This is a genomic window from Streptomyces sp. NPDC002868, from assembly GCF_055563295.1.
In genome coordinates this window covers 256,103-282,191 of sequence record NZ_JBVHDR010000004.1, presented here as the reverse complement: position 1 = coordinate 282,191, position 26,089 = coordinate 256,103, and the positions used below count along the sequence as shown (strand labels likewise).

The 26,089-nt window shown below is 67.6% G+C and carries 22 protein-coding genes; 9 read left to right on the top strand and 13 right to left on the bottom strand.

What is annotated here, in order from left to right:
- Window positions 1–24: 24 nt before the first annotated feature.
- The 7 genes from gyrA to dnaA form a co-directional block, all read right to left on the bottom strand.
- Window positions 25–2,616 carry a DNA gyrase subunit A gene (gene gyrA, locus ACZ3H8_RS15375; protein WP_467401810.1) on the bottom strand — a complete coding sequence of 864 codons (2,592 nt, stop codon included), beginning with the start codon at window positions 2,614–2,616 and terminating at the stop codon, window positions 25–27.
- Window positions 2,617–2,658: 42 nt separating this feature from the next.
- Window positions 2,659–4,725, bottom strand: coding sequence for a DNA topoisomerase (ATP-hydrolyzing) subunit B (gene gyrB, locus ACZ3H8_RS15370; RefSeq protein WP_467401807.1), 2,067 nt, complete (start codon window positions 4,723–4,725; stop codon window positions 2,659–2,661).
- Between the two features lie 382 nt (window positions 4,726–5,107).
- Window positions 5,108–5,662 (bottom strand): DciA family protein, encoded by a 555-nt coding sequence (locus ACZ3H8_RS15365; protein WP_467401805.1) that lies wholly within the window; start codon window positions 5,660–5,662, stop codon window positions 5,108–5,110.
- Window positions 5,659–6,825: a DNA replication/repair protein RecF gene (recF, locus tag ACZ3H8_RS15360; RefSeq protein ID WP_467401802.1), complete on the bottom strand. Its 1,167-nt coding sequence runs from the start codon at window positions 6,823–6,825 to the stop codon at window positions 5,659–5,661. Before recF ends, ACZ3H8_RS15365 begins: the two co-directional genes overlap by 4 nt.
- Before the next feature lie 30 nt (window positions 6,826–6,855).
- Window positions 6,856–7,734, bottom strand: a complete 879-nt coding sequence (gene gnd / locus ACZ3H8_RS15355) for a phosphogluconate dehydrogenase (NAD(+)-dependent, decarboxylating) (RefSeq protein ID WP_398990253.1) — start codon at window positions 7,732–7,734, stop codon at window positions 6,856–6,858.
- 134 nt (window positions 7,735–7,868) lie between these two features.
- Window positions 7,869–8,999 carry a DNA polymerase III subunit beta gene (gene dnaN, locus ACZ3H8_RS15350; protein ID WP_398990254.1) on the bottom strand — a complete coding sequence of 377 codons (1,131 nt, stop codon included), beginning with the start codon at window positions 8,997–8,999 and terminating at the stop codon, window positions 7,869–7,871.
- A gap of 851 nt (window positions 9,000–9,850) precedes the next feature.
- The gene (gene dnaA / locus ACZ3H8_RS15345) at window positions 9,851–11,611 is read right to left on the bottom strand and encodes a chromosomal replication initiator protein DnaA (protein ID WP_467401798.1); all 1,761 of its coding nucleotides are present in this window, start codon (window positions 11,609–11,611) and stop codon (window positions 9,851–9,853) included.
- A gap of 360 nt (window positions 11,612–11,971) precedes the next feature.
- Between dnaA and rpmH the strand changes: the two genes are divergently transcribed.
- From rpmH to ACZ3H8_RS15300, 9 genes are all read left to right on the top strand, one after another.
- Complete coding sequence (gene rpmH / locus ACZ3H8_RS15340) at window positions 11,972–12,109, top strand: 50S ribosomal protein L34 (protein WP_006381191.1); 138 nt, start codon at window positions 11,972–11,974, stop codon at window positions 12,107–12,109.
- 18 nt (window positions 12,110–12,127) lie between these two features.
- Window positions 12,128–12,499 carry a ribonuclease P protein component gene (gene rnpA / locus ACZ3H8_RS15335; protein ID WP_307662332.1) on the top strand — a complete coding sequence of 124 codons (372 nt, stop codon included), beginning with the start codon at window positions 12,128–12,130 and terminating at the stop codon, window positions 12,497–12,499.
- The gene (gene yidD / locus ACZ3H8_RS15330; protein WP_307662333.1) at window positions 12,496–12,855 is read left to right on the top strand and encodes a membrane protein insertion efficiency factor YidD; all 360 of its coding nucleotides are present in this window, start codon (window positions 12,496–12,498) and stop codon (window positions 12,853–12,855) included. The genes rnpA and yidD overlap by 4 nt, the downstream gene beginning before the upstream one ends.
- 3 nt (window positions 12,856–12,858) lie before the next feature.
- The gene (yidC, locus tag ACZ3H8_RS15325; RefSeq protein ID WP_467401794.1) at window positions 12,859–14,160 is read left to right on the top strand and encodes a membrane protein insertase YidC; all 1,302 of its coding nucleotides are present in this window, start codon (window positions 12,859–12,861) and stop codon (window positions 14,158–14,160) included.
- Window positions 14,161–14,174: 14 nt separating this feature from the next.
- Window positions 14,175–14,687, top strand: a complete 513-nt coding sequence (locus ACZ3H8_RS15320) for a Jag family protein (RefSeq protein WP_356223347.1) — start codon at window positions 14,175–14,177, stop codon at window positions 14,685–14,687.
- Window positions 14,688–14,800: 113 nt separating this feature from the next.
- Window positions 14,801–15,517, top strand: a complete 717-nt coding sequence (gene rsmG, locus ACZ3H8_RS15315) for a 16S rRNA (guanine(527)-N(7))-methyltransferase RsmG (protein WP_467401790.1) — start codon at window positions 14,801–14,803, stop codon at window positions 15,515–15,517.
- 267 nt (window positions 15,518–15,784) lie between these two features.
- Window positions 15,785–16,861: a ParA family protein gene (locus ACZ3H8_RS15310; protein ID WP_467402292.1), complete on the top strand. Its 1,077-nt coding sequence runs from the start codon at window positions 15,785–15,787 to the stop codon at window positions 16,859–16,861.
- On the top strand, window positions 16,858–17,946 hold the full coding sequence (locus tag ACZ3H8_RS15305; RefSeq protein WP_467401787.1) for a ParB/RepB/Spo0J family partition protein: 1,089 nt from the start codon (window positions 16,858–16,860) through the stop codon (window positions 17,944–17,946). Before ACZ3H8_RS15310 ends, ACZ3H8_RS15305 begins: the two co-directional genes overlap by 4 nt.
- 306 nt (window positions 17,947–18,252) lie before the next feature.
- A complete protein-coding gene (locus ACZ3H8_RS15300) occupies window positions 18,253–18,870 on the top strand; it encodes a GNAT family N-acetyltransferase (RefSeq protein WP_142214726.1) in 618 nt (205 codons plus the stop codon).
- A gap of 82 nt (window positions 18,871–18,952) precedes the next feature.
- On the opposite strand, the gene trxA is transcribed toward ACZ3H8_RS15300, so the two are convergent.
- The 6 genes from trxA to murJ all read right to left on the bottom strand — a co-directional run bounded on the left by trxA (window position 18,953) and on the right by murJ (window position 26,088).
- The gene (trxA, locus tag ACZ3H8_RS15295) at window positions 18,953–19,285 is read right to left on the bottom strand and encodes a thioredoxin (RefSeq protein ID WP_307662338.1); all 333 of its coding nucleotides are present in this window, start codon (window positions 19,283–19,285) and stop codon (window positions 18,953–18,955) included.
- A 49-nt stretch (window positions 19,286–19,334) separates the two neighbouring features.
- Window positions 19,335–20,327: a thioredoxin-disulfide reductase gene (trxB, locus tag ACZ3H8_RS15290; protein ID WP_467401784.1), complete on the bottom strand. Its 993-nt coding sequence runs from the start codon at window positions 20,325–20,327 to the stop codon at window positions 19,335–19,337.
- 125 nt (window positions 20,328–20,452) lie between these two features.
- Window positions 20,453–21,358: an anti-sigma factor gene (locus ACZ3H8_RS15285; protein WP_467401781.1), complete on the bottom strand. Its 906-nt coding sequence runs from the start codon at window positions 21,356–21,358 to the stop codon at window positions 20,453–20,455.
- Window positions 21,355–22,059, bottom strand: coding sequence for an RNA polymerase sigma factor SigM (gene sigM / locus ACZ3H8_RS15280; protein ID WP_467401780.1), 705 nt, complete (start codon window positions 22,057–22,059; stop codon window positions 21,355–21,357). Before sigM ends, ACZ3H8_RS15285 begins: the two co-directional genes overlap by 4 nt.
- A 25-nt stretch (window positions 22,060–22,084) precedes the next feature.
- Window positions 22,085–23,785, bottom strand: coding sequence for a protein kinase family protein (locus tag ACZ3H8_RS15275; protein ID WP_467401777.1), 1,701 nt, complete (start codon window positions 23,783–23,785; stop codon window positions 22,085–22,087).
- A gap of 119 nt (window positions 23,786–23,904) precedes the next feature.
- Window positions 23,905–26,088: a murein biosynthesis integral membrane protein MurJ gene (gene murJ / locus ACZ3H8_RS15270; protein WP_467401775.1), complete on the bottom strand. Its 2,184-nt coding sequence runs from the start codon at window positions 26,086–26,088 to the stop codon at window positions 23,905–23,907.
- Window position 26,089: the final 1 nt, after the last annotated feature.

Here is a 26,089-nt window from a genome sequence, read left to right as displayed (position 1 = left end):
GGCGCCCGTGGCTCCACTCACGCTTTACTCCTCGTGCTCCCCGGTCGAAGGCTCCGTGCCCTCGACCACCGCCTCGACCGCCTCACCGTCGGCCTCTTCGGTCCCGTCGACCTCTTCGGCCTCGCGACCCGCCTCGGCGTTGCGCGCGATACCGACCACGGCGTCGCGCTTACCCAGGTTGATCAGTTGGACGCCCATGGTGTCACGGCCCGTCTCCCTGACTTCGTTGACTCGCGTACGAATCACACCGCCCCCGAGGGTGATGGCGAGGATCTCATCCGTCTCCTCGACCACCAGCGCACCCACGAGCGAACCGCGGTCCTCCACAATCTTGGCGGCCTTGATGCCGAGGCCGCCGCGACCCTGGACGCGGTACTCGTCGACGGCGGTCCGCTTCGCGTACCCACCATCGGTGGCAGTGAACACGAACGTACCGGGCCGGACGACATTCATCGAGAGCAGTTCGTCGCCCTCACGGAAACTCATGCCCTTCACACCCGACGTCGCACGCCCCATCGGACGCAGCGCGTCGTCGGTCGCGGTGAACCGGATCGACTGCGCCTTCTTGCTGATGAGAAGCAGATCGTCCTCGGCCGACACCAGCTCGGCGCCGATCAGCTCGTCGTCGCTGCCGTCCTCCGTCTCACGGAGATTGATCGCGATGACGCCACCCGAGCGGGGCGAGTCGTAATCCTTCAGAGACGTCTTCTTCACCAGACCGCCCTTGGTGGCGAGCACCAGGTAGGGCGCGGCGTTGTAGTCGCGGATCGCCAGGATCTCGGCGATCTGCTCGTCCGGCTGGAAGGCCAGCAGGTTGGCGACATGCTGACCGCGCGCGTCCCGGCCGGCGTCGGGGAGTTCGTACGCCTTGGCGCGGTAGACACGGCCCTTGTTGGTGAAGAACAGCAGCCAGTGGTGCGTCGTGGAGACGAAGAAGTGGTCGACGATGTCGTCTTCCTTCAGCTTCGTGCCGCGTACGCCCTTGCCGCCGCGCTTCTGCGAGCGGTAGTCGTCCGTCTTCGTGCGCTTCACATAGCCGCCACGCGTGATGGTGACGACGATGTCCTCCTCGGCGATCAGGTCCTCCATGGACATGTCGCCGTCGAAGGGCACCAGCTTGGAGCGCCGGTCGTCGCCGAACTTCTCGACGATGACGGCCAGTTCCTCGCTGACGATCCGACGCTGCTTCTCGGGCGAGGCCAGGATCGCGTTGTACTCGTTGATCTTCGCCTGCAGTTCGTCGTGCTCGGCGACGATCTTCTGGCGCTCCAGGGCGGCCAGTCGGCGCAGCTGCATCTCGAGGATGGCGTTGGCCTGGATCTCGTCGATCGTGAGCAGGCCCATCAGGCCCTCGCGCGCGACCTCGACCGTGTCACTACGCCGGATCAGCGCGATGACCTCGTCGATCGCGTCCAGCGCCTTGAGCAGACCGCGCAGGATGTGTGCCCGCTCCTCCGCCTTGCGCAGGCGGAACTTCGTGCGCCGGACGATGACCTCGATCTGGTGGTGCACCCAGTGGCGGATGAAGGCGTCCAGCGAAAGCGTGCGCGGCACGCCGTCGACCAGCGCCAGCATGTTCGCGCCGAAGTTCGTCTGCAGGTCGGTGTGCTTGTAGAGGTTGTTCAGCACGACCTTGGCGACCGCGTCGCGCTTGAGCACGATGACCAGGCGCTGGCCCGTACGGGAAGAGGTCTCGTCGCGGACATCCGCGATGCCGCCGATCTTGCCGTCCTTCACCAAGTCGGCGATCTTCTGCGCGAGGTTGTCCGGGTTGGTCTGGTACGGAAGCTCGGTGACCACCAGGCACTGCCGGCCCTGGATCTCCTCCACCTCGACGACCGCGCGCATCGTGATGGAGCCGCGGCCGGTGCGGTACGCCTCCTCGATGCCCTTGCGGCCCACGACCAGCGCACCGGACGGGAAGTCCGGGCCCTTGATCCGCTCGATGAGCGCGTCGAGCAGCTCCTCGTGGGTGGCCTCGGGGTGCTCCAGTGCCCACTGTGCGCCGGCCGCGACCTCGCGCAGATTGTGCGGCGGGATGTTGGTGGCCATGCCGACCGCGATCCCCGCCGAGCCGTTGACCAGCAGGTTCGGGAAGCGCGCCGGCAGGACCGTCGGCTCCTGGTTACGGCCGTCGTAGTTGTCCTGGAAGTCGACGGTCTCCTCGTCGATGTCCCGGAGCATCTCCATCGACTGCGGCATCAGCTTGCACTCGGTGTACCGCATGGCGGCGGCCGGGTCGTTGCCCGGGGAACCGAAGTTGCCGTTGGAGTCCACCAGCGGCATCCGCATCGACCACGGCTGGGCGAGACGTACAAGCGCGTCGTAGATCGAGGAGTCGCCGTGCGGGTGGTACGTACCCATGACGTCACCGACGACGCGGGCGCACTTGTAGAAGCCCTTCTCGGGCCGGTAGCCACCGTCGTACATCGCGTACAGCACGCGCCGGTGGACCGGCTTGAGGCCGTCCCGTACGTCGGGCAGCGCACGCGAGACGATGACGGACATCGCGTAGTCGAGATACGAGCGCTGCATCTCGGTCTCGAGCCCGACAGGCTCGATCCGCAGCGTCGGCTCTTCTTCTTCAGTCGTGGCGGGAGTGTTCTCGTCGGCCATTGCTGGTCAAAATCCTTTCGAAGCGGTCAGCGACAGACCGACTCAGATGTCGAGGAAGCGGACGTCCTTGGCATTGCGCTGAATGAACGAGCGCCGCGCCTCGACGTCCTCGCCCATCAGCACCGAGAACAGGTCGTCGGCCTGCGCCGCGTCGTCGAGCGTGACCTGGCCGAGCACGCGGTGGTCCACGTCCATCGTGGTGATGCGCAGCTCCTCGGCGTTCATCTCGCCGAGACCCTTGAAGCGCTGGATCGAGTCTTCCTTGATCCGCTTGCCGTTCTGCTTGCCGAGCTCGACGAGCGCGTCGCGCTCACGGTCCGAGTACGCGTACTCGAAGTCGTCCCGACCCCACTTGATCTTGTAGAGCGGCGGGCGCGAGAGATAGACGTGCCCGGCCTCGACCAGCGGCCGCATGAAGCGGAACAGGAAGGTCAGCAGCAGCGTGTTGATGTGCTGGCCGTCGACGTCGGCGTCCGCCATCAGGATGATCTTGTGATAGCGGAGCTTCTCGATGTCGAAGTCCTCGTGGACTCCGGTGCCGAAGGCGGAGATCAGCGCCTGGACCTCGGTGTTCTGCAGGATCTTGTCGATCCGCGCCTTCTCGACGTTCAGGATCTTGCCTCGGATGGGCAGGATCGCCTGGTACATCGGGTTACGGCCGGACTTCGCCGAGCCGCCGGCGGAGTCACCCTCGACGATGAAGATCTCGCACTTCGTCGGGTCGTTGGACTGGCAGTCGCTCAGCTTGCCCGGCAGCGAAGCCGACTCCAGCAGGCCCTTGCGACGGGTCAGGTCGCGGGCCTTACGGGCCGCTACTCGCGCCGTCTGCGCCTGGATGGACTTGCGGATGATGTCCGCGGCCTCGTTGGGATTGCGGTCGAACCAGTCGGTGAGGTGCTCGTGCACGACCTTCTGGACGAAGGTCTTCGCCTCCGTGTTGCCCAGCTTGGTCTTGGTCTGGCCCTCGAACTGCGGCTCGCCCAGCTTGACCGAGATGATCGCGGTCAGACCCTCGCGGATGTCCTCGCCGGAGAGGTTGTCGTCCTTCTCGCGCAGCAGCTTCTTGTCGCGCGCGTAACGGTTGACCAGGCCCGTGAGCGCGGCCCGGAAGCCCTCTTCGTGCGTACCGCCCTCATGGGTGTGGATCGTGTTCGCGAAGGAGTACACACCCTCGGTGTACTGGGAGTTCCACTGCATGGCGATCTCGACAGAGAGCATCCGCTCCTTGTCCTCTGCCTCGATGTCGATGACAGTCGGGTGGATCAGATCGCCCTTGCGGGAGTTCAGGTACTTCACGAAGTCGACGATGCCGCCCTCGTAGTAGTACGTGACCGTCCTGGCGGGCGGCTCCTCGTCCGGCTCCTCGGGGGCGTCCGCGCCCGCGGTGGCCTTGGCCGACTCGCGCTCGTCGGTCAGCGTCAGGGACAGGCCCTTGTTGAGAAAGGCCATCTCCTGGAAACGGCGGGAGAGCGTCTCGAAGGAGTACTCGGTCGTCTCGAAGACGTCGCCGTCGGCCCAGAACGTGACCGTGGTGCCGGTCTCGTCGGTGGGCTCGTTCCGCTGGAGGGGGGCGGTGGGGACGCCGAGCTTGTAGTCCTGCGTCCAGCGGTAGCCGTCGCGCTTGACCTCGACGGAGAGCTTGGACGACAGGGCGTTGACGACCGATACGCCGACGCCGTGCAGACCGCCGGAGACGGCGTAGCCGCCGCCGCCGAACTTGCCGCCGGCGTGCAGAACGGTCAGCACCACCTCGACGGCCGGCTTGCCCTCGGACGGGACAATGTCCACCGGGATACCGCGGCCGTTGTCGACCACGCGTACGCCACCGTCGGCAAGGATCATGACGTCGATGGTGTCCGCGTGCCCGGCGAGGGCCTCGTCGACGGAGTTGTCGACGACCTCTTGCACAAGGTGGTGAAGTCCACGCTCACCGGTCGAGCCGATGTACATGCCGGGGCGCTTGCGGACCGCGTCCAGACCCTCGAGGACTGTGATCGCGCTGGCGTCGTACGAGGCGGATACCTCGCCGTTTCCACCGGCAGGAGTGGACGGAATGTTCTCGTTGGGGTTGCCGGAATCGGCCACGAAGCGCCCTTTCTGGCACAGCACAAGCCGTTCTCCGGGCAGGCGGGAGCGGCTGCGTCGTTCGACATGTTCCGCGAGTGGGCGGGATTGTCCACCAGTCTACCGGTACCGCCGACACGAATGGGGGTTTGCCGGTAGCTGAGTCCGCATGTGCCGCCCTGAACCGTGATGGTCCGACTCCCCATATCCAGGAAGGGGCTCCAGGAGGCTCACACGGGCGTTGAGCGCTTCGGCCTGTCAACCACTCGCTACGGTCTGACTATGTTCTGGCTGTGGTGAGAGACGCGTCACACACTTCGTGGGGTTTCGCTCGTTACGGGTGGGGGTGGCCGCCGAAAATCCTGGGGGTCCGGGGCGCAGCCCCGGTTTCGGGAACCGGTGGGGTGGGGGTGGGGAGAGACACCCCTCAGCCGTACGTGTCGCCCGGCCCCACACTCCCCGGCGCCCTCAGCGGCCCGTACCCCCTCTGCGGCCCCCCGGGCCCCAGCACCTTGATCAGCCGTACCGTCCCGTGCCCCAAGTCCTCGTTCAGCCGCGCCACCAGCCTCGGCGCCAGCAGCCGCAGCTGCGTCGCCCACGCCGTCGAGTCGCACTGCACCGTCAGCACGCGCTCGTCAGGATCTTCGTCGTACTTCAACGGCACACAGTGGTTCGCCAGGTCCTCGCCCACGATCTGCGGCCAGCGCCCCATCACCCCGCCCACTGCGGCCGGAGTCTCCCAGCCCCGCTCGGTGATCAGCCGGTTGATCGCCGCACCCAGCGGGAGCGGATCGCGGCCGTCCGCACGCGCCCCCGACCGCAGACCCCCGCCCCGCCTGGCCTGTTTCTTCTGCTGCGCCGCCGCACCCCGTGCCTTCGCCTGCTCCTTCGCCGCGCGCAGCGCGACCCGGGCCAGGTCGACACCCGACGACTCGGGCACCTTCGGCATCTGAACGGACTCGCCGCCGGGGTCCTGGTTCATACGCGTTCCACCGCCCCGTCCGCCACCGCGTACCGCGTACCCGCCAGCACCCCCGGCACATCGTCCTCGACCGCCGCGGTCACCAGCACCTGCTCACCCGGAGCCACCAGTTCAGCCAGCCGCTCCCGACGTCGCGCGTCCAGCTCCGCGAAGACGTCGTCCAGCACCAGAACGGGCTCATTGCCCTCCGCCCGGAGCAGGTCGTACGAGGCCAGCCGCAGCGCCAGCGCGTACGACCAGGACTCGCCATGGCTGGCGTACCCCTTCGCCGGCAGCTGCCCCAGCTTGAGCACCAGGTCGTCCCGGTGCGGCCCGACCAGGGTCACGCCCCGCTCGATCTCCTGCTTGCGCACCTCCGTCAGCGCGCCGATCAGCTGCTCGTACAACGCGTCGCGCCCCTGCACCCCGGCAGCACCCGCACCGCCACCGGCGGAGGAACGGTACTCCAGCGCTACCGGCCCGCCCCCCGGCGCCACCTGCTCGTACGCCTTCTCCGCCAGCGGCTCCAGCGCCGCGATCAGTTCGATCCGCTGCGCCAGCAACTCCGCGCCCGCCCGCGCCAGATGCTGGTCCCACACGTCCAGCGTCGACAGATCCGCCCCGCCGGACTTCGTCCCGGGAGCTGCCGCCACGCGCCCGCCGTGCCGCCGCGCCATCGCCGCCGACTTCAGCAGGGTGTTGCGCTGTTTGAGCACGCGCTCGTAGTCGGACCGCACCCCCGCCATCCGCGGCGACCGCGCCGTGACCAGCTCGTCGAGGAACCGCCGCCGCTCGCCGGGATCGCCCTTCACCAGCGCCAGATCCTCCGGCGCGAACAGCACCGACCGCACTATCCCCAGCACATCACGCGGTCTGACCTGCGAAGACCTGTTGATACGGGCCCGGTTCGCCTTCCCCGGATTGAGCTCCAGCTCGACCAGCTGGGAACGCTCGCCCTGCGTGACAGCGGCCCGGATCACCGCCCGGTCCGCCCCCATCCGCACCAGCGGCGCGTCCGAAGAGACCCGGTGACTGGACAGCGTCGCCAGATAGCCGACCGCCTCGACGAGATTGGTCTTGCCCTGCCCGTTCGCCCCCACGAACACGGAGACGCCCGGGTCGAGCGGGACCTCGACCCGGGCGTACGAGCGGAAGTCGGCCAGCGACAAATGCGTGACGTGCATGGATGTACGCCGACCTCCCCCGGCTCAGGGCTACTTCTTGTTCTCGACCGCGTGGCCGCCGAACTGGTTGCGCAGCGCCGCGACCATCTTCATCTGCGGGGAGTCGTCCTGACGAGACGCGAACCGCGCGAACAGCGACGCGGTGATCGCGGGCAGCGGCACCGCGTTGTCGATCGCGGCTTCCACAGTCCACCGGCCCTCGCCGGAGTCCTCTGCATAACCGCGCAGCTGGTCCAGGTGCTCGTCCTGGTCCAGCGCGTTGACCGCCAGGTCGAGCAGCCAGGAACGGATGACCGTGCCCTCCTGCCAGGAGCGGAAGACCTCACGTACGTCGGTGACCGAGTTGACCTTCTCCAGCAGCTCCCAGCCCTCGGCGTAGGCCTGCATCATGGCGTACTCGATGCCGTTGTGGACCATCTTCGCGAAGTGGCCCGCGCCGACCTTGCCCGCGTGCACCGAGCCGAACTCGCCCTCGGGCTTCAGCGCGTCGAAGACCGGCTGCACCTTCGCGACGTGCTCGGCATGGCCGCCGTACATCAGCGCGTAGCCGTTCTCCAGGCCCCAGACGCCGCCGGACACACCGCAGTCGACGAAGCCGATGCCCTTGATGCCCAGCTCTACAGCGTGCCTCTCGTCGTCCGTCCAGCGGGAGTTGCCGCCGTCCACCACGATGTCGCCCGGGGACAGCAGCTCGGCCAGCTCGTCGATGGTGGACTGGGTCGCGGATCCGGCCGGCACCATCACCCACACGACCCGCGGGCCCTTCAGCTTGCCCACAAGCTCTTCGAGGCTGTGGACATCGGCGACGTCCTGGTTGCGGTCGTAGCCGATGACGGTGTGGCCTGCGCGGCGGATGCGCTCGCGCATATTGCCGCCCATCTTGCCGAGGCCGACGAGACCGAGCTCCATCACAAATTCCTTAAGCGTTGTATGCCGATTCGTACCCGGATCCGAGCCTACGCCGGGCCGGTACCGACGGCCCGACGGGCCCGCTCGGGCGTGAGCGGGCCCGTCGGGATCAGCCCTCGGCGGACCAACCGGACTCAGCCGGACAGCCGCACAGGCATGATCAGGTACTTGTACGCCTCGTCCGCCTCGGCATCCACAGCCGGCTTGCCGCTCAGCAGCGCCGGCTTGGTGGAGGTGGTGAACGAGAGCTGGGCGACCGGCGAGTCGATGGCGCTCAGGCCGTCGAGCAGGAAGGTCGGGTTGAAGGCGATCGAGATGTCGTCGCCCTCGAGGTTCGCGTCGACGCGCTCCACAGCCTGTGCATCGTCGCTGGAACCGGCCTCCAGGATCAGCACGCCCTGCTCGAAGCTGAGCCGCACCGGGGTGTTCCGTTCGGCGACCAGGGCCACCCGCTTGACGGCCTCGACGAAGGGCGCGGTCTCGATCACGGCGACCGAGTTGAACTCGGTGGGGAACAGCGTCCGGTACTTCGGCAGATCGCCCTCGAGCAGCCGGGTCGTGGTCCGCCGCCCGGCGCCTTCGAAACCGATGAGCCCCTCGCCTGCACCCGAGCCGGAGAGCGCGAGGGTGACCGTGTCACCGCTGGTCAGCGCCTTGGCGGTGTCCAGCAGCGTCTTGGCGGGCACCAGCGCGACAGCGGACGCGTCCGGGTTCTCCGGCTTCCACAGGAACTCGCGGACAGCGAAGCGGTAGCGGTCGGTGGAGGCCAGGGTGACGGTGTCGCCCTCGATCTCGATACGTACGCCGGTGAGCACCGGGAGCGTGTCGTCGCGGCCGGCGGCGATGGCGACCTGCGCGGCGGCGGAGGCGAAGACCTCACCGGGCACGGTGCCGGTCGCGGTCGGCATCTGCGGCAGCGCCGGGTACTCCTCCACAGGCAGGGTGTGGAGTGTGAATCGCGAGGAGCCACAGACGACGGTCGCCCGTACACCGTCTGTGGAAATCTCCACCGGCCGGTTGGGGAGGGCGCGGCAGATGTCTGCGAGCAGTCGGCCGGAGACCAGGACTGTGCCGTCCTCGTCCACCTCCGCCTCCACGGAGACGCGGGCCGAGACCTCGTAGTCGAAGCTCGAGAAGCTGAGGGCGCCGTCCTCCGCCTTCAGAAGAAGGCCCGCGAGTACGGGCGCCGGCGGACGGGCCGGGAGGCTCCGGGCCACCCAGGCCACCGCCTCCGCGAGTACATCGCGCTCCACCCGGATCTTCACCGGAACCGCCTCCTGCTGTTGCTGGCTCGCCCTTGCTGGCCTTCGTCGTCGGCTGTGTCGCCGGGGACCAGTCTGACGTACGGCACCGACAGTCGGTGCGGGTCGGGGTCAAGTCGTGGCAAGAGGCGTGAGGCGCTCCGGGCTCGAGTTGTGCACAGGGCCTTCTTCGAAGCGAATTCCCCGGTAACTCTAAGTGGGAGTAGTAGTAGGGCCTGTGGAAACGGTGGATAACGCCATCCATGCAGGTCAGACCCATTTTTTTGTCCACCGGGCCTGTGGGCGGAGCCGGTGGACAACCCGGTGGTTCTGTGGACGCCCGAAAGTTCTGCACATCCGATGCACAGCCCGGGGGGACTTCTCCCCAGTGCTGTCCCCAGCTTTACCCACGTTCCCCACAGGCCAACCGACCTCGTTGGTGTGACGCCTTTCACTCGACACAGTGATCTCGGGTGTTTCGTTGCCGAACAGTGGACAGGGGTGTGGGAAAGCTGTGGGCAACGCGGCGCTGCCTGTGGGCTGCCGGTGGACAACCTTGATCGAGCCCTGTGGAGGGCTTCTGTGTCCACAGTCTGTGGAGCACGGTTGGCCACAAATCCACAAGCGTCTGACCTGGTGTGATGAAGTCTCAGCAACCGCCCCTGTGGACGCAATCTGGACAACTTTCCAGTCCCCAGGCTGTGGACGGAAAGTCGTCCCCAGATCTGTGGAGAACACCTCCCGGTCGCCGACTATTCGAACACCGGACATCTGGAGGAGAGGCGCGGGAGGGGTGGCGCGATGCCTCTGGAACGACGAAGGGCGCCCCGGGACCTCGTCCCGGGGCGCCCTCGAAGGCCTCTTGGGTGGCTGCCTCAGCCGTTCTTGATGCGGTTGGTGAGCTCGGTGACCTGGTTGTAGATGGAGCGCCGCTCGGCCATCAGGGCGCGGATCTTGCGGTCCGCGTGCATCACGGTCGTATGGTCGCGGCCGCCGAATTGCGCGCCGATCTTCGGCAGCGACAGATCGGTGAGCTCACGGCACAGATACATCGCGATCTGGCGGGCGGTCACCAGCACCCGGCTGCGTGACGATCCGCAGAGATCCTCCACCGTCAGACCGAAGTAGTCGGCGGTCGCTGCCATGATCGCGCTCGCGGTGATCTCGGGAGCCGCGTCCTCCCCACCCGGGATCAGATCCTTGAGCACGATCTCGGTGAGCCCGAGATCCACCGGCTGCCGGTTGAGCGAAGCGAAGGCGGTCACCCGGATCAGCGCGCCCTCCAGCTCGCGGATGTTGCGCGAGATCCGGGAGGCGATGAACTCAAGTACCTCCGGCGGGGCGTTGAGCTGCTCCTGCACCGCCTTCTTACGGAGGATCGCGATCCGCGTCTCCAGCTCCGGCGGCTGTACGTCGGTGGTCAGACCCCACTCGAAGCGGTTCCGCAGCCGGTCTTCCAGCGTCACCAGCTGCTTGGGCGGCCGGTCCGAGGACAGCACGATCTGCTTGTTGGCGTTGTGGAGCGTATTGAAGGTGTGGAAGAACTCCTCCTGCGTCGACTCCTTGCTCGCCAGGAACTGGATGTCGTCGACCAGCAGGATGTCCACATCGCGGTAGCGCTTGCGGAACGTGTCGCCCTTGCCGTCGCGGATCGAGTTGATGAACTCGTTGGTGAACTCCTCCGAGCTCACATACCGCACCCGGGTGCCGGGGTAGAGACTGCGTGCGTAGTGCCCGATGGCGTGCAGCAGGTGGGTCTTGCCGAGCCCCGACTCCCCATAGATGAACAGGGGGTTGTACGCCTTGGCCGGCGCCTCCGCGACCGCGACCGCCGCGGCGTGCGCGAACCGGTTGGAAGCGCCAATGACAAAGGTGTCGAAGAGGTACTTCGGGTTCAGGCGGGCATGCGGCTCACCGGGACCGGGCGCCGGCGAGGGCTGAGCGCCCAGCGGTCCGGGTGCCCCCCCGGGAACGCTGCGATGGGGTGCCTGCCGATCGGGAAGGTCGTGGCGCTCCGGGCGCGGCTGCTCGTACTGCTGGCGCTCGGGTGGCTGCGGCTGCCGGTAGTCGTGCTGGGGCTGGCGCTGCCGGGCGGTGGCGTACGGGTCGCGGTCCTGGAAGCCACCGAGCCGCGGCTGCTGCCAGGAGAGGTCCTCCTGTGTACGCGGCCAGGCGCCGGGCTCAGGGCGCTGATGCTGCTGGTACTCGGGGTAGGCAGGACGGACGTTGGGCAGCCGGTCGTCGTCGGGCCGGTGCCCGTAGTCGTCGTACGGGTCGTTCCGCCGCTCGTCGTGCTGCGGGCCGCCCTGATAGCGAGGAGCCTGCTGTTGCGTGGGGGGTGACTGCGGAGCCGGAGACTCGCCCACGGAGTCGTCCACGGTGATGGCGATCCGGATCGGCCGACCGCACTCACGGCTGAGGGTCTCGCTGATCAACGGGGCGAGTCGGCCCTCGAGGACGCGCTTGCCCCATTCATTGGGCACGGCGAGGAGCGCGGTGTCGGCCACCAGTGCGAGTGGCTGGCAGCGCTCGATCCACTGCTTGTCCTTGGGCTCGATGCCCTGCTGGCCCTCGGCGAGGAGCTGTTCCAGCACTCGTGGCCACACTGCGGCAAGATCGGCAGGTACGTCAGCCACAAGGCACGCTCTCTCGCAGGTCCCACGAATGTGTGGTTCTCGGGACGGGATGGGAAGACAGGCAGGAAAGGAATTGGAGTTCAGCCACGGTAGTCAGGGCGACCCGCGCGGTTCAAGTTGTTGTCCACAGCCTGTGCACAGTGGACCACGCCGTGACCCTGGTTTGACCGGATGGCGTAGCCGCGCGTACCGTAACCAGGTCGAGTTGTCGATGGCTGCTGCCGCCTGCCTCCGATGGGCAAAGATCACGGTCTGTGATCGTGAAGCGGTGCACTCGGGCGTAAACGCGAGCTACTCGTGGGCGCACGGTGACAGCCAGGCGATGTCCCGCCACCAACGAATCATTTCTGGAGCCCCCGAGTGAGCAAGCGCACCTTCCAGCCGAACAACCGTCGTCGCGCCAAGACCCACGGCTTCCGCCTGCGGATGCGCACCCGTGCCGGCCGCGCGATTCTCGCGAACCGCCGTGGCAAGGGTCGCGCCAGCCTGTCCGCCTGATCGCGTACAGGTTATGACGTGCTGCCTACCGAGAATCGGCTGAGGCGGCGCGAGGACTTCGCGACCGCGGTACGCCGAGGACGCCGGGCCGGCCGCCCGCTCCTCGTCGTCCATCTACGCAGCGGTGCAACGGACCCGCACGCGCCTGGGGAGAGCGCTCCCCCGACGTGTGCGGGTTTCGTTGTAAGCAAGGCCGTGGGCGGGGCGGTCGTACGCAACAAGGTCAAGCGGAGACTGCGCCACCTGATACGCGACCGGCTCGCCGAGCTGCCCCCCGGTAGCCTGGTGGTCGTACGGGCGCTGCCCGGCGCGGGCGACGCCGACTATGCACAGCTGGCCCGAGACCTGGATGCCGCTCTTCAGCGGCTGCTGGGAGGGGGCGCGCGATGAAGTACCCGCTGCTGGCTCTGATCAAGCTGTACCAGTGGACGATCAGCCCGCTGCTGGGGCCTGTCTGCAGGTACTACCCGTCGTGTTCCCACTACGGATACACGGCCATCGACCGGCACGGCGCGGTCAAGGGCACAGCACTGACCGCCTGGCGCATCCTGCGATGCAATCCATGGTCGCCGGGTGGCGTGGATCATGTGCCGCCGCGCAAGCGTCCGCGATGGCATGAAATGCTGCGCGACGCCTTGCGTGGCAGCAAGGGCGGGCACTCCGCCGCCGATGTGCCTCCCCGGGAGTCGACCCCCGAACCCCCGAGTGCGGCCGCAGAGACCTCGCCCAATGCTCAAGGAGCCTGATTAGTGGACACGATTGCCAGTCTCTTCAGCTTTATCACCACACCTGTTTCGTGGGTCATCGTCCAGTTCCACACGCTCTACGGGGCGATCTTCGGCCCCGACACGGGCTGGGCCTGGGGACTGTCCATCGTGTCGCTGGTGATCCTCATCCGGATCTGTCTGATCCCGCTCTTTGTGAAGCAGATCAAGTCGACCCGGAACATGCAGGCGCTCCAGCCGAAGATGAAGGCGATCCAGGAGCGCTACAAGAGCGACAAGCAGCGTCAGTCCGAAGAGATGATGAAGCTGTACAAGGAGACGGGTACCAACCCGCTCTCCTCGTGCCTTCCGATCCTCGCGCAGTCGCCGTTCTTCTTCGCCCTGTACCACGTGCTCTCCAGCATCGCCTCGGGCAAGACCGTCGGTGTTATCAATGAATCGCTGCTGGACAGCGCCCGCCAGGCGCACATCTTCGGTGCCCCTCTGGCGTCGAAGTTCACAGACAGCACAGAGAAGGTCGCCGCACTCAACGCCTCGCTGACCGATGTGCGCATCGTCACCGCGATCATGATCGTCCTGATGTCGGCGTCGCAGTTCTACACCCAGCGCCAGCTGATGCAGAAGAACGTCGACCTGACGGTCAAGACGCCGTACATGCAGCAGCAGAAGATGCTGATGTACATCTTCCCGGTCATCTTCGCCGTGATGGGCATCAACTTCCCCGTCGGTGTCCTCGTCTACTGGCTGACCACCAACGTGTGGACCATGGGCCAGCAGATGTACGTCATCAACCAGAACCCGACGCCGGGCAGCAAGGCCCAGGACCACTACCTGCAGCGTCTGCTGAAGGGCGTCACCGCCCACAGCGAGGTTCGGTCGCGTCGCAAGCGCAATGTCATCCAGGCGATCGTGGCCAAGGGTGCGGACCGCAACGAGAACGAGCGTCGGTTCATCACAGGCCTGGCCAAGGCGGGCTTCGCCGCCCAGCCGGACGGCACGGTGGCCAAGAGTGACACGGCAGCCGCCGAGGCCGATGGCGGCCCCGCACAGAGGCGGCAGCAGCCCAAGCGTCAGACCAAGTCGAAGCGTCAGTCCGCCGCTGCGCAGCAGGGCGCAGCCAAGAGCTCCGAGTCCGCCGACTCCGAGTCGAGGCTCTCGCTCGAGAAGGATGCGCGCTCCGGGAGTACCTCCGAGGCCGGAGGCTCTGGGGGAGACACCAAGCCGAAGCCGGCGGGGAAACCTGCCTCAGGTTCCGCACGCCAGCAGCCCAAGTCCGGACAGCGCAAGGGCCAGCAGCGGCCCAAGCACCCGTCGTCCAAGAAGTAAGAAGGAGTCCATCCGTGACGGAAGGCACCATCTCCGCCGCCGCCGAGGGTGGCGACACCCTGACCCGCCTCGAGCAGGAAGGGGAGATCGCGGCCGACTACCTCGAGGGTCTGCTCGACATCGCCGATCTCGACGGTGACATCGACATGGACGTCGAGGCCGACCGGGCCGCGGTCTCGATCATCAGTGACTCGGGCAGCCGGGATCTACAGAAGCTCGTCGGCCGTGACGGCGAGGTCCTGGAGGCGCTCCAGGAGCTGACGCGGCTTGCCGTGCACCGGGAGACAGGGGACCGCAGCCGGCTGATGCTGGACATCGCGGGCTTCCGGGCCAAGAAGCGCACGGAGCTCGCCGAGCTCGGTGCCAAGGCCGCCGACGAGGTGAAGGGCACCGGTCAGCCGGTGAAGCTGGACCCGATGACTCCGTTCGAGCGCAAGGTCGTGCATGACGCGGTCGCCGCGGCGGGTCTGCGCAGCGAGTCCGAGGGCGAAGAGCCGCAGCGCTTCGTCGTCGTACTCCCCGCCTGACCTCCATCGTTCTGTCGGCCCCGTCTGTTCGCAGGCGGGGCCGATCTTTGTCAGCCTGATAGTCAGCCACCACAGTCCACAGTGCGACAGTGCGGTACGGAAGGACGGTTCCCGTGACGGAGGCAGCAGAGCTTCCCCAGGCGCCCGAAGAGGCGCGGACGGTATTCGGAGAGTTCTTTCCGGAGGCCGTGCGGTATGCGGAGCTGCTCGCGGACGTCGGAGTCAAGCGTGGCCTGATCGGTCCCCGTGAGGTGCCGCGGCTGTGGGAACGGCATCTGCTGAACTGCGCGGTGCTCTCCGAGGTCGTACCGGAGGGTGTGACGGTCTGCGACGTGGGCTCGGGGGCCGGCCTACCGGGCATTCCGCTGGCGTTGGTGCGTCCGGATCTGAAGATCACGCTCCTTGAACCTCTGCTGCGGCGCACAAACTTCCTTCAGGAAGTCGTCGAGCTGCTGGGCCTGGACCATGTGACCGTGGTCCGTGGTCGTGCCGAGGAGGTCCTGGGCAAGCTCCCTCCGGTGCATGTAGTGACGGCGCGTGCCGTGGCGCCGCTGGACCGGCTGGCGGGCTGGGGGGTGCCCCTGCTGCGTCCCTACGGAGAGATGCTCGCGCTCAAGGGCGACACCGCCGAGGAGGAGATCCAGGGAGCCCGGGCCGCACTGAGCAAGCTCGGCGTTGTGGAGACCTCGGTGCTGCATGTCGGTGAGGGCCTCGTCGATCCGCTGTCCACTGTGGTGCGTGTGGAGGTCGGGGAGAGCCCGGGCGGAGTGCGCTTCGCAGCGAAGCGGGCCAAGGCCGCCCGGACCAGCCGTACCCGTCGGCGTCGCTGATCGATAGCAGTTCGTAACTGTCTATCAGCGATGCTCCATACAAGCTGCCATACGTACGCATTTCGGAGTGTCGTGCGCCCGTAGTCCTGCGTCGCGTGCATCGTGTTTCACGTGAAACGTCGCTCACTGCTGCAGGGAATCATCAGCCGCGGCCGTGCTGCCGCCCCGATGCGGGACCGCAAGCCCTTCGCGAGGGCTACGGAATTGTCCACAGAGGTGGATTCATCCACAGAACCACGGGCCTCGCTGGTTCACGACCCCGAAAGCATGGCAGGCTCTGCTTATTGCGAGCCTGAAGTCGAGGAGAGTGAATCCTTGCGGTCCGACGCCAACATCGCGGGACCGATGACCGATCCGGTCCCCGGTCCCCGTACCGAGTCGCCGGGGGACGATGTTTCACGTGAAACACCGCCCCCGATGGACGACACCCCCATTGGTCGAGCTGCCCAGCTGGCCGTGGAGGCGCTGGGGCGTGCCGGTGAAGGTCTGCCCCGACCTGAGCAGACGCGCGTCATGGTTGTCGCCAACCAGAAGGGCGGCGTAGGGAAGACCACCACCACGGTCAACCTTGCCGCCTCGCTCGCGCTGCACGGCGCGCGCGTTCTGGTGGTCGACCTGGATCCACAGGGAAACGCCTCCACGGCGCTGGGGATCGATCACCACGCCGAAGTCCCCTCGATCTATGACGTCCTGGTGGAGAGCAGGCCGCTCTCCGATGTGGTCCAGCCGGTCCCGGACGTCGAAGGCCTCTTCTGCGCCCCCGCCACCATCGATCTCGCCGGTGCGGAGATCGAGCTGGTGTCGCTGGTGGCGCGGGAGAGCCGACTGCAGCGAGCCATCCAGGCTTACGAGCAGCCGCTGGACTACATCCTCATCGACTGCCCGCCGTCGCTCGGTCTGCTGACCGTCAATGCGCTGGTCGCCGGTGCGGAGGTGCTGATCCCCATCCAGTGCGAGTACTACGCGCTGGAGGGCTTGGGACAGCTGCTCAGGAACGTGGACCTGGTGCGTGGGCATCTCAACCCGACGCTGCATGTCTCGACGATTCTGCTCACCATGTACGACGGCAGAACTCGTCTTGCCTCGCAGGTGGCTGATGAGGTGCGCAGCCACTTCGGTGACGAGGTGCTGCGGACGAGCATCCCGCGCTCGGTGCGTATTTCCGAGGCCCCTAGTTACGGGCAGACGGTGCTGACCTACGATCCGGGTTCCAGCGGCTCCCTGTCGTATCTTGAGGCGGCTCGCGAGATCGCGCTGCGTGGGGTCGGGATTCACTACGACCCGCAGCAAGCCCATGTGGGCAGTCAGAACAGCCAGCAGAACATGTCGGAGGGGATCCAGTGAGCGAGCGACGTAGAGGGTTGGGGCGTGGGCTCGGTGCGCTGATCCCTGCCGCTCCCCAGGAGAAGCAGGTGCCCCCTTCCGGGGCTTCGAGCTCTCCGGGAGCGGCTCCGGTGCTAACCGCGGAACGGGGCGTGGCAGCAGCCAAGGTGACGACGCTGCCGGCGGCCGCCGCTGCTCCCGAGGCGATCACACCGGCACCGGAGCCGGAGGCGGCAGCGCAGCCCGCTGAGCCGGCCGGCGCGCACTTCGCCGAGCTGCCGCTCGACGCCATCACGCCCAACCCGCGCCAGCCGCGTGAGGTCTTCGACGAGGACGCCCTCGCGGAGCTGGTCACGTCCATCAAGGAAGTGGGGCTTCTCCAGCCTGTCGTCGTACGTCAGTTGGGGCCCGAGCGCTACGAGCTCATCATGGGCGAGCGCCGCTGGAGGGCCTGCCGCGAGGCCGGTCTGGAGCGCATTCCGGCGATCGTCCGGCACACGGACGACGAGAAGCTCCTGCTGGACGCGCTGCTTGAGAACCTGCACCGCGCACAGCTGAACCCGCTGGAGGAGGCTGCCGCCTACGACCAGCTGCTCAAGGACTTCAACTGCACGCACGACCAGCTGGCCGACCGGATCGGACGCTCGCGTCCGCAGGTGTCCAACACGCTGCGTCTGCTGCGTCTGTCGCCTCCCGTCCAGCGCAGGGTCGCCGCCGGTGTGCTCTCGGCCGGTCATGCGCGGGCGCTGCTCTCGGTGGAGGACTCCGAGGAGCAGGACCGGCTCGCTCACCGGATCGTGGCCGAGGGGCTCTCGGTGCGGGCGGTCGAAGAGATCGTGACGCTGATCAACTCGAGTCCGAAAAGCACGTCCAAGCCGAAGAGCCCGCGGGCCGGAGCGCGGCTGTCGCCGGCGCTCACGGACCTCGCCTCTCGGCTCTCGGACCGCTTCGAGACCCGGGTGAAGGTCGATCTCGGCCAGAAGAAGGGAAAGATCGTCGTCGAATTCGCTTCGATAGACGATCTGGAGCGCATCCTCGGCACCCTCGCTCCAGGCGAGGGACGGGTCCTGGAGAAGGGACTCGCCGAGGAGGACGACGAGGGCTGAGGCCCGCACAGTATCGCAAAGGGCGGGTCGTCTCCGGTTGGCTGACCGGACACGACCCGCCCTTTGCCGTAAGACAGTATCCGTGCCAGGGCTGGGTGGATACGATGCGTTCTGGTATGACGCATCCACCTTGATCCACCTCAGAGGGACGGCGAGGGCAATGCGAACGGTGAGCCGCAGCCAACTGGTGACAGCAGGCCTGGGCCTTGGGGCAGTCGGAGGTTTCATCAGCAGCCTGCTCCAAGAGCGGAGCGCGCTGGCAGCCGCCCGTAGCGCGGCAGGTGAGGGAAGCGAGGAACAGCCTTCATGGGGCGTCGGCTTGTACCGCTCACGTTGGACAACCTTTCGGACCTTCCCAAGCGTTGTCGTGCGTGCGTCTTCTGGGAGCTTGATCCGGTCAGCGGCGAAGCCGCGGTAAAGGCGGGCACGCCCGAGCTGGAGAAAGAGGCCTGGATCTCCGCCGTGCTCCTGGAGTGGGGCTCTTGCGGCCGGGTTGTCTATGTCGACGAGGTGCCGGTCGGCTTCGTTCTGTACGCGCCTCCGGCCTATGTGCCGCGCTCCACGGCCTTCCCCACGAGCCCTGTCTCACCGGACGCCGTCCAGCTGATGACTGCCTGGATCAGTCCGGGCTATCAGGGACAGGGGCTCGGCCGGGTCATCGTGCAGACAGTGGCCAAGGATCTGCTGCGGCGAGGCTTCCGCGCGATCGAGGCATTCGGCGATGCCCGCTGGAAGGAGCCGGCCTGCGTGCTGCCCGCCGATCATCTGCTTGCCGTGGGCTTCAAGACGGTCCGTCCGCACCCGACGTATCCCCGACTGAGGCTGGAGCTGCGGACCACCCTCTCCTGGAAGGAAGACGTGGAGCTGGCTCTGGACCGGCTGCTGGGCGCTGTACAGAAGGAGCCGGTGCTGCGGCCGCTATGACTCCGAACGCGAAAATGGGCTCATCCCCTGAGGGATGAGCCCATTCGTGTTTCACGTGAAACAACCGAACTGACTGCTCGGACTACTCGCCGATGAACCCCTCAAGGTCGCGGACGATCGCGGCCTTCGGCTTGGCACCGACGATCGTCTTGGCGACCTCGCCGTTGTGGTAGACGTTCAGCGTCGGGATGGACATGACGCCGTACTTGGCCGCGGTGGCCGGGTTCTCGTCGATGTTGAGCTTGACGATCTCGATCTTGTCGCCGTGCTCCGCCGCAATGGCCTCGAGGGAGGGCGCGATCTGGCGGCAGGGACCGCACCAGGCGGCCCAGAAGTCCACCAGCACGGGCTTGTCGCTCTTGAGGACATCCTCTTCGAAGGTGTCATCTGTCACGTTCTTCAGGGCGCCGGCCACGGCGGCCTCCTTACTTCTTTGCGGGGTGGGAGGGGGATGGTTCAGGGGGTCAGACCGCGGGGGTCTTCTCCGGCTCGGCGATCTTCTCCGGCTCGGCCGCCTTCTCGCTGTCGGCGAGCGCGGCGAGGTAACGCTCGGCATCGAGGGCGGCGGAGCAGCCGGTGCCAGCGGCGGTGATGGCCTGACGGTAGGTGTGGTCGACGACGTCACCCGCCGCGAAGACACCCGTCAGGTTGGTGCGCGTCGACGGCGCATCGACCTTCAGATAGCCCTCGTCGTCCAGGTCCAGCTGGCCCTTGAAGAGCTCGGTGCGCGGGTCATGGCCGACGGCGATGAACAGCCCGGTGACCGGAAGCTCAGAGGTCTCGCTGGACTTGGTGTTGCGCAGAGTCAGACCGGTGAGCTTCTGCTCGCCATGGACCTGGGCGACCTCGCTGTGCCAGGCGAAGGAGATCTTCGGGTCGGCGAAGGCGCGGTCCTGCATGGCCTTGGAGGCACGCAGGGTGTCGCGGCGGTGGACGATGGTGACGGACTTGGCGAAGCGGGAGAGGAAGGTCGCTTCCTCCATCGCGGTGTCGCCACCGCCGATCACGGCGATGTCCTGGTCCTTGAAGAAGAACCCGTCGCAGGTGGCGCACCAGGAGACGCCGCGTCCGGAGAGCGTGTCCTCGTTGGGCAGGCCGAGCTTGCGGTGCTGGGAGCCGGTGGTGACGATGACGGCCTTGGCCCGGTGGACGATGCCCGCGGTGTCAGTGACGGTCTTGATCTCGCCGGTGAGGTCGACGGAGACCACATCGTCCGGAACGAGTTCGGCGCCGAAGCGCTCGGCCTGGGCGCGCATGTTGTCCATCAGATCCGGACCCATGATGCCGTCGCGGAAGCCGGGGAAGTTCTCCACCTCGGTTGTGTTCATCAGCGCACCGCCGGCGGTGACTGCACCCTCGAATACCAGCGGCTGCAGCGAAGCGCGCGCTGTGTAGAGCGCCGCCGTGTAGCCGGCCGGCCCGGAGCCGATGATGATCACGTTACGGACGTCGCTCACGGGTTTCTTCCTCGTCTCTGCGGACTGTCTGCTGCCTACGGGGGCCGGTCAATGACTCTCACCCCACCCAACGGATCCTACGGGGCTTGCATTCCCGGGTTGTCCGAGCGGCGCAGCGGCGTGTGTCAGCGGCGAGGGTAGGAGTTCGTCAGCAGCAGCTTCCCGGTGGACGCGGGCGCCGTGTCGGTGCAGGCCGCATCGATTACATACGCCTGGACCTGCTCGCTGTCCGTGGAATGCGGCAGCACCACGAGGTAGGCATTGTCGCCCTCGTACTGGCCGCGCTCCGCGGCGATCGGAGCATCGGTCCGGCCGGTGCCCTTCTGGATACAGGGCGGTACCGCGACGTCCGGTGTGCGCTTGGGCGAATTGGAGTTGGAGTGGCTGTCGATGGACGGCCCCTTCTCCATTCGTGGCTCTGCTTGGGTTGGGCTCGTGGTGACGAGCGCCTGTACGCGATCCTCGAGACCCGCCGCAGAGAATTCGTGGGAGTCGCCGGCCGCGGAGCTGACGCTCGCATCCTTCTGGGCGGAGCTGTTGGTCGCGGACTGGAACGACTGGAGGAGCAGGACGCTCATACTGACTGCCGCCGCCCCGAGAACGGCACCCAGGACAGCCTTGCGTCGCCGCCGGGTCTGGCGGCCGCGGCCGGGACCGGTGGCAGCGCGTGCGTGTCCTGCCGGCCGGTCGGCCGGAGCGGTCTCCGTCAGCTGTGCAGCGGGCACTGCAGCGGGCTCTGTTTCACGTGAAACATCCGCGGTCTGTTCGGGCGCGGTGGAGTCCAGCAGAGCCTCGGCGGCCAGCGCGGCATCGATGCGGCCGACGACATCGGCGGGCATCCGGTGGGCACCGGGGAGCGTGCCGAGGAGTCCGCGGATTTCCTCGAGAGACGCATGTACATCGGCGCACAGCGAACAGCCGTCCAGATGCTGTCGAACGTCGGCTGTGCGGGACGGAGTGAGGAGCCCCTCGGTGAGGTCGGAGATTTCCGAGACGTCCGGGTGCTGAGTCGTATCGGCCGTGGATGTCACGCGCGCCCACCTCCGCCCTTCACAGCTGCAGGATCACTTGGCCCTGCGTCCCTTTGTCCCGACGCCGGTGGGACGGATGCCCCCGGCGTCCGGTTCCTTCCCCTGCCGAGCTCGGTGCTATCCCCGGCATCACCGCGCAGATGAGTGAGCATCGGCAACAGCCGTGCCCGACCGCGCGCACAGCGGCTCTTGACGGTCCCGATCGGCACATCGAGGACGCTGGCCGCCTCCGCCACCGGGTAGCCCTGCATGTCCACCAGAACCAGCGCTGCCCGCTGGTCGAGGGGAAGCTTTGCCAGCGCGGCCAGGAGCTCGCGGTGCAAATCCTGACGCTCCGCCGGGGCCTCGGCGGATTCATGAGGCTCGAGGAGTTGCTCCAGACGCTCGGTGTCGTCCACGGGGGAGGTCTTTCGCGAGGCCGCCTTGCGGGCCCGGTCGAGACACGCATTGACGGTGATGCGGTGGAGCCAGGTGGTCACGGCAGACTGGCCGCGGAAGGTGTGGGCGGCCCTGAAGGCGGACACCAGGGCGTCCTGAACCGCGTCCGCGGCCTCCTCGCGGTCCCCCAGGGTGCGCAGGGCGACAGCCCAGAGCCTGTCGCGGTGGCGCCGCACAAGCTCACCGAAGGCATCCGGGTCCCCCGCGACGTGGCGGGCCAGAAGGTCCTGGTCGCTTGTGTCGCCGAGTGTCGCGTCGTCCAACGGTGAGCCCCCTCCCCTGATGCCGTCAGCTGGTGATCTTGATCTCCGAGACCTTGCCCCGGAAGTTGCCCTCGTCGGTCTGCGGCAGTTCGGTCAGCCAGACCAGAACGTACCGTGCCCGTACCGGCTTGCCGGGCTTGAGGGACACATTCGAACCGGATCCGTCGGAGACCTTGGTGAAGCCGTCGAGGGTCGTCGGCTCGGACGAGGCGTCCTCGGGCGCGGTCCGCAGTTCTACAGAGGTCTCGCCACCGAGGAAGGACACGTCCACGGTGCCGACCTGCTGGACCTTGCCGAGGTCCAGAACGATGCCTACGCCCGCCTTCAAACGGCCGAAGTCTGCGCTGAAGTAGCCATCGGTGTTCCAGTAGGTGCCCGGGTCGCCGTCGTAGCTGTTCTTTATCCCGGCAGGCTTCTCGGAGCCATCACTTCCGAGCGGGTCGAAGTCATGGGCGCTGGCGATGGCGACCGGCTTGCCGGTCTGGGCCCCGTTGTTCTTTTCGCCGTTGTTCGTCTGCGAGGTGCCCGGATCGACCGGGTCCTTGTCGCGGTCGATCAGCTTGTCGGCGACCTGCCAGCTGCCGAGTCCCAGCGCGGCGATGAGCAGAGCCGCCACCGTCCACTTGAGGACCTTGCCGGTACGGCTCTGGAGCGGCGCGGGTGGGCTGGGTACCGGCTGAGGGGCCGTGGCGTTCGGACGGGTGGCAGGACGGCCATACGTGCCCTGCTGGTACGTGGTGCGCTGGTACTCAGGCGGTGAGGTGAACGCAGGCTCCGGCGGCCGGATGCGAGGCATAGCAGCGACGGCCTTCGCGAGTTCGTCGGGCGTGGTGCACGGCGGCTCCTGGCGGGACGCTGTGGCCCCGTCGTTGACCAGAGCTCGCATGGCGAGCTCCGAGAGCCCGCGGTGGACACCGGCCCGCACTTGGTCGGGGGCGATGAGCCCGACGCCCTTGGGCAGCCCGGAGAGGCCGTATGCGTCGTTCTCGTATGGCCAGCGCTGAGTCAGCGCGGCGTACAGCAGGGCGCCGATCGCCTCGGTGTCGGCGCGCTGCGGACCATCAGCGGTGATCCCGCGCAGGGCGGCATTCACCGCGAGACCGCGGATCCGGTACTGCCCGGTCGAGGTCCGCAGCACCGCGCCGGGCGTCAGCTTGAGATGGGCCAGCCCCTCACGGTGCGCCGCGGCCATCGCCTGAGAGAGCTGGTCGACGAGCTGGTACGCGTCGTGCGGCTCCATGGGGCCCATGGCAAGCAGCGCGGTGAGCTCCGTCGCGTCCGGAAGCCACTCGTGGACGACGTAGACGAGGTCGTTCTCCTCGACGGCGTCGAGGACTTGTACGAAGCGAGGGTCGCCGAGAAGCGCCGAGGAGCGGGCCGCCGCGAGTACGGAGCGGGCCCGCGGATGGTCTGCAGGGAGTAGATGGACGCCGACAGCACGGCGCAATTTCTCGTCGACTGCGCGCCAGCTGCTGAAACCGTCCAGACGGGTGACGCACTCCTCGAGTCGGTAGCGTCTGGCGAGTTTGTGACCGCTGTGCAGTTCGGGCGTGGCGATGGCGGGTTCGGTCTCCTGCCGTTCGCTGCCCGTGTCCGGTGCGGTCTTCTCCGCCGTGTCCTGGGATTCCGCCGCCCCGTCGGTCGTGGCCTTGCCCGCCTGGGCGGTCAGCGGATCGTCTCCGCTGTTGTCGGCCACGTCGACGGCAGCCGTGCTACGTTCCGCCACCGTCGCTCCTGCCTCCCCATCCGTTGCGCATATTCAACAGCCATGCCAATTGTGCCCACAGTCGGCCGCTATGCACGACACACGGCGGCCGACGATGGTTGTGCGGGACTACGCGCCCGCTAGCGGCCGAGGCGGCCGCGCACCATGCCGACCAGGGCGTTGAGCTCCGCGATGCGCATCCGCTTCGCGGCGACGAAGAAGACGCCCAGCAGCACGATCCCGCCGCCGGCCAGCGCGGCGAGCGAGCCGAGGGCGCCGCTCCCGAGCCCCTTGACGATGACGAAGGCGACCGCGCCGGCGGTCGCCGCCGCGGGGACGGAGGCCAAGCAGAGACGTGCATACGTGCGCATGACGTGTGCGCCGTCCAGATCGCCGCCGAGGCGGTTCTTGAGTCGGCGCCAGGCGATGCCTACGCCGACGGCGTAGGCGAGACCGTAGGAGGCTGCCATGCCGACGACTGCCCAGCGGGCGGGCAGCACGACATAGCAGGCGGCGGAGGCAGCGGCGTTGACCGCGGCGACGATGACCGTGTTGTAGAAGGGCGTCCTGGTGTCCTCGTACGCGTAGAAGCCACGCAGCACGACGTACTGCACGGAGTACGGGATGAGGCCAAGGCCGAACGCCATCAGGATGAAGCCCATGCCGCGGGCGGCTTCCTGGCCGCTGGAGGCGAACAGCAGGCTGGACATCGGTACGCCGAGAGCCAGGAACGCGAAGGCCACCGGAACGATAGCGACTGCGGAGTTGCGCAGCCCCTGAGAGATGTCGTCGCGCACCGCGCCCGGGTCGTCGTCGTGGGCGGCGCGGGAGATCCGCGGCAGCAGGGCGGCCATGACCGAGACGGTGATGATGGCCTGCGGCATGCCCCAGATCAACTGGGCGTTGGTGTACGCGATGAAGCCCGCGCCGTCCCTGCCGGACGCCTCACCGGCGGCGGTGGCGAGCTGGGTGACGACCAGCACGCCCGCCTGGTTGGCGAGGACGAACAGCACGGTCCACTTGGCCAGCTTGACGGTCTTGCCGAGACCGTGGCCCTTCCAGTCGAACCGCGGCCGGAACCGGAAACCGGTCTCACGCAGGTACGGGATCATCGCCAGGGCCTGGACCACGAGGCCCAGCAGAGTGCCGATGCCCAGCAGCCGCACGCCCTCCGGCGGAATCGTCTGAACGCCCATCTGCGACTCGGCGGAGGTGCCGTACACCCAGATGAACAGGCCGAACGTGGTGATCATGACGATGTTGTTGAGGACCGGGGTCCACATCATCGCGCCGAACTTCCCACGGGCGTTGAGGATCTGTCCCATGACCACGTGCACGCCCATGAAGAAGATCGTGGGCAAGCAGTAGCGGGCGAAGGTGACGGCGACACTGTCTGCCGCCGCATTGGAGGCGATGGTGTCCGACATGAGCTGGATCAGCAGCGGAGCCGCGAACACCGCGATGGCGACGATGGCGCCGAGCGCCACCATGACGAGCGTCAGTAGCCGGTTGGCGTAGGCCTCGCCGCCGTCCTCGTCGTTCTTCATCGCCCGCACCAGCTGCGGTACGAACACAGAGTTGAGGCCGCCTCCGACGGTGAGGATGTAGATCATCGTCGGCAGGGTGTACGCGACGGTGTAGGTGTCACCGAGCAGGGCGGCGCCGAGAGCAGCGGTGATCACCAGGCTGCGTACAAAACCGGTGAGGCGGGACACCAGCGTGCCGGCCGCCATCACCGCGCTGGACTTCAGCAGCCCGGAGGCCCGGCCGCCGGACTTCTTGGGGGCCGGTGCCGCCGGGATGGGTTCCGGGGGCGGGGTGGGGCGGCCGGAGGCCTGCTGGTCCCGGAAGAGGTGTGCGAACGCGTCGGGCTCCGGCTCCTCCTCGCCGGCCCGGGTGACCAGGTCGTCCACGCCCGTGAACTGGGTGGTCCTGGCGTCGTCCCCGTACGGCAGATGACGGGAGGGGCCGGCCGGCTCGGGCGGCGGGGTCTGCGCCCAGATGCGGGGGTCCGGTGCGTGCTGCGGTGTCGGGGGCTGCTGATACAGCGGCTGGGGCTCCTGGTACGTGCCGTGGGGCGGCGGCGGGTGGGATGCGCGGTCGTACAGCGCCTCGGTCACGGGGTCCTGCGTGGACAGATCCTGCGCCCGGTAAGGATCACGGTCGTAGGCGTCCTGGATGTACGGATCCTGGGTGTATGGGTCAGGGTCCGGTTGTGGCGGCGGAGGACCCTGGCCCGGCAGCGGGGGATCGGGGGTCGGGCCCGGAGAAGGCACAGCTCCGTCCGCGCCCTGACCGCGGTCACCGTCGTACGGCGCGTTCATT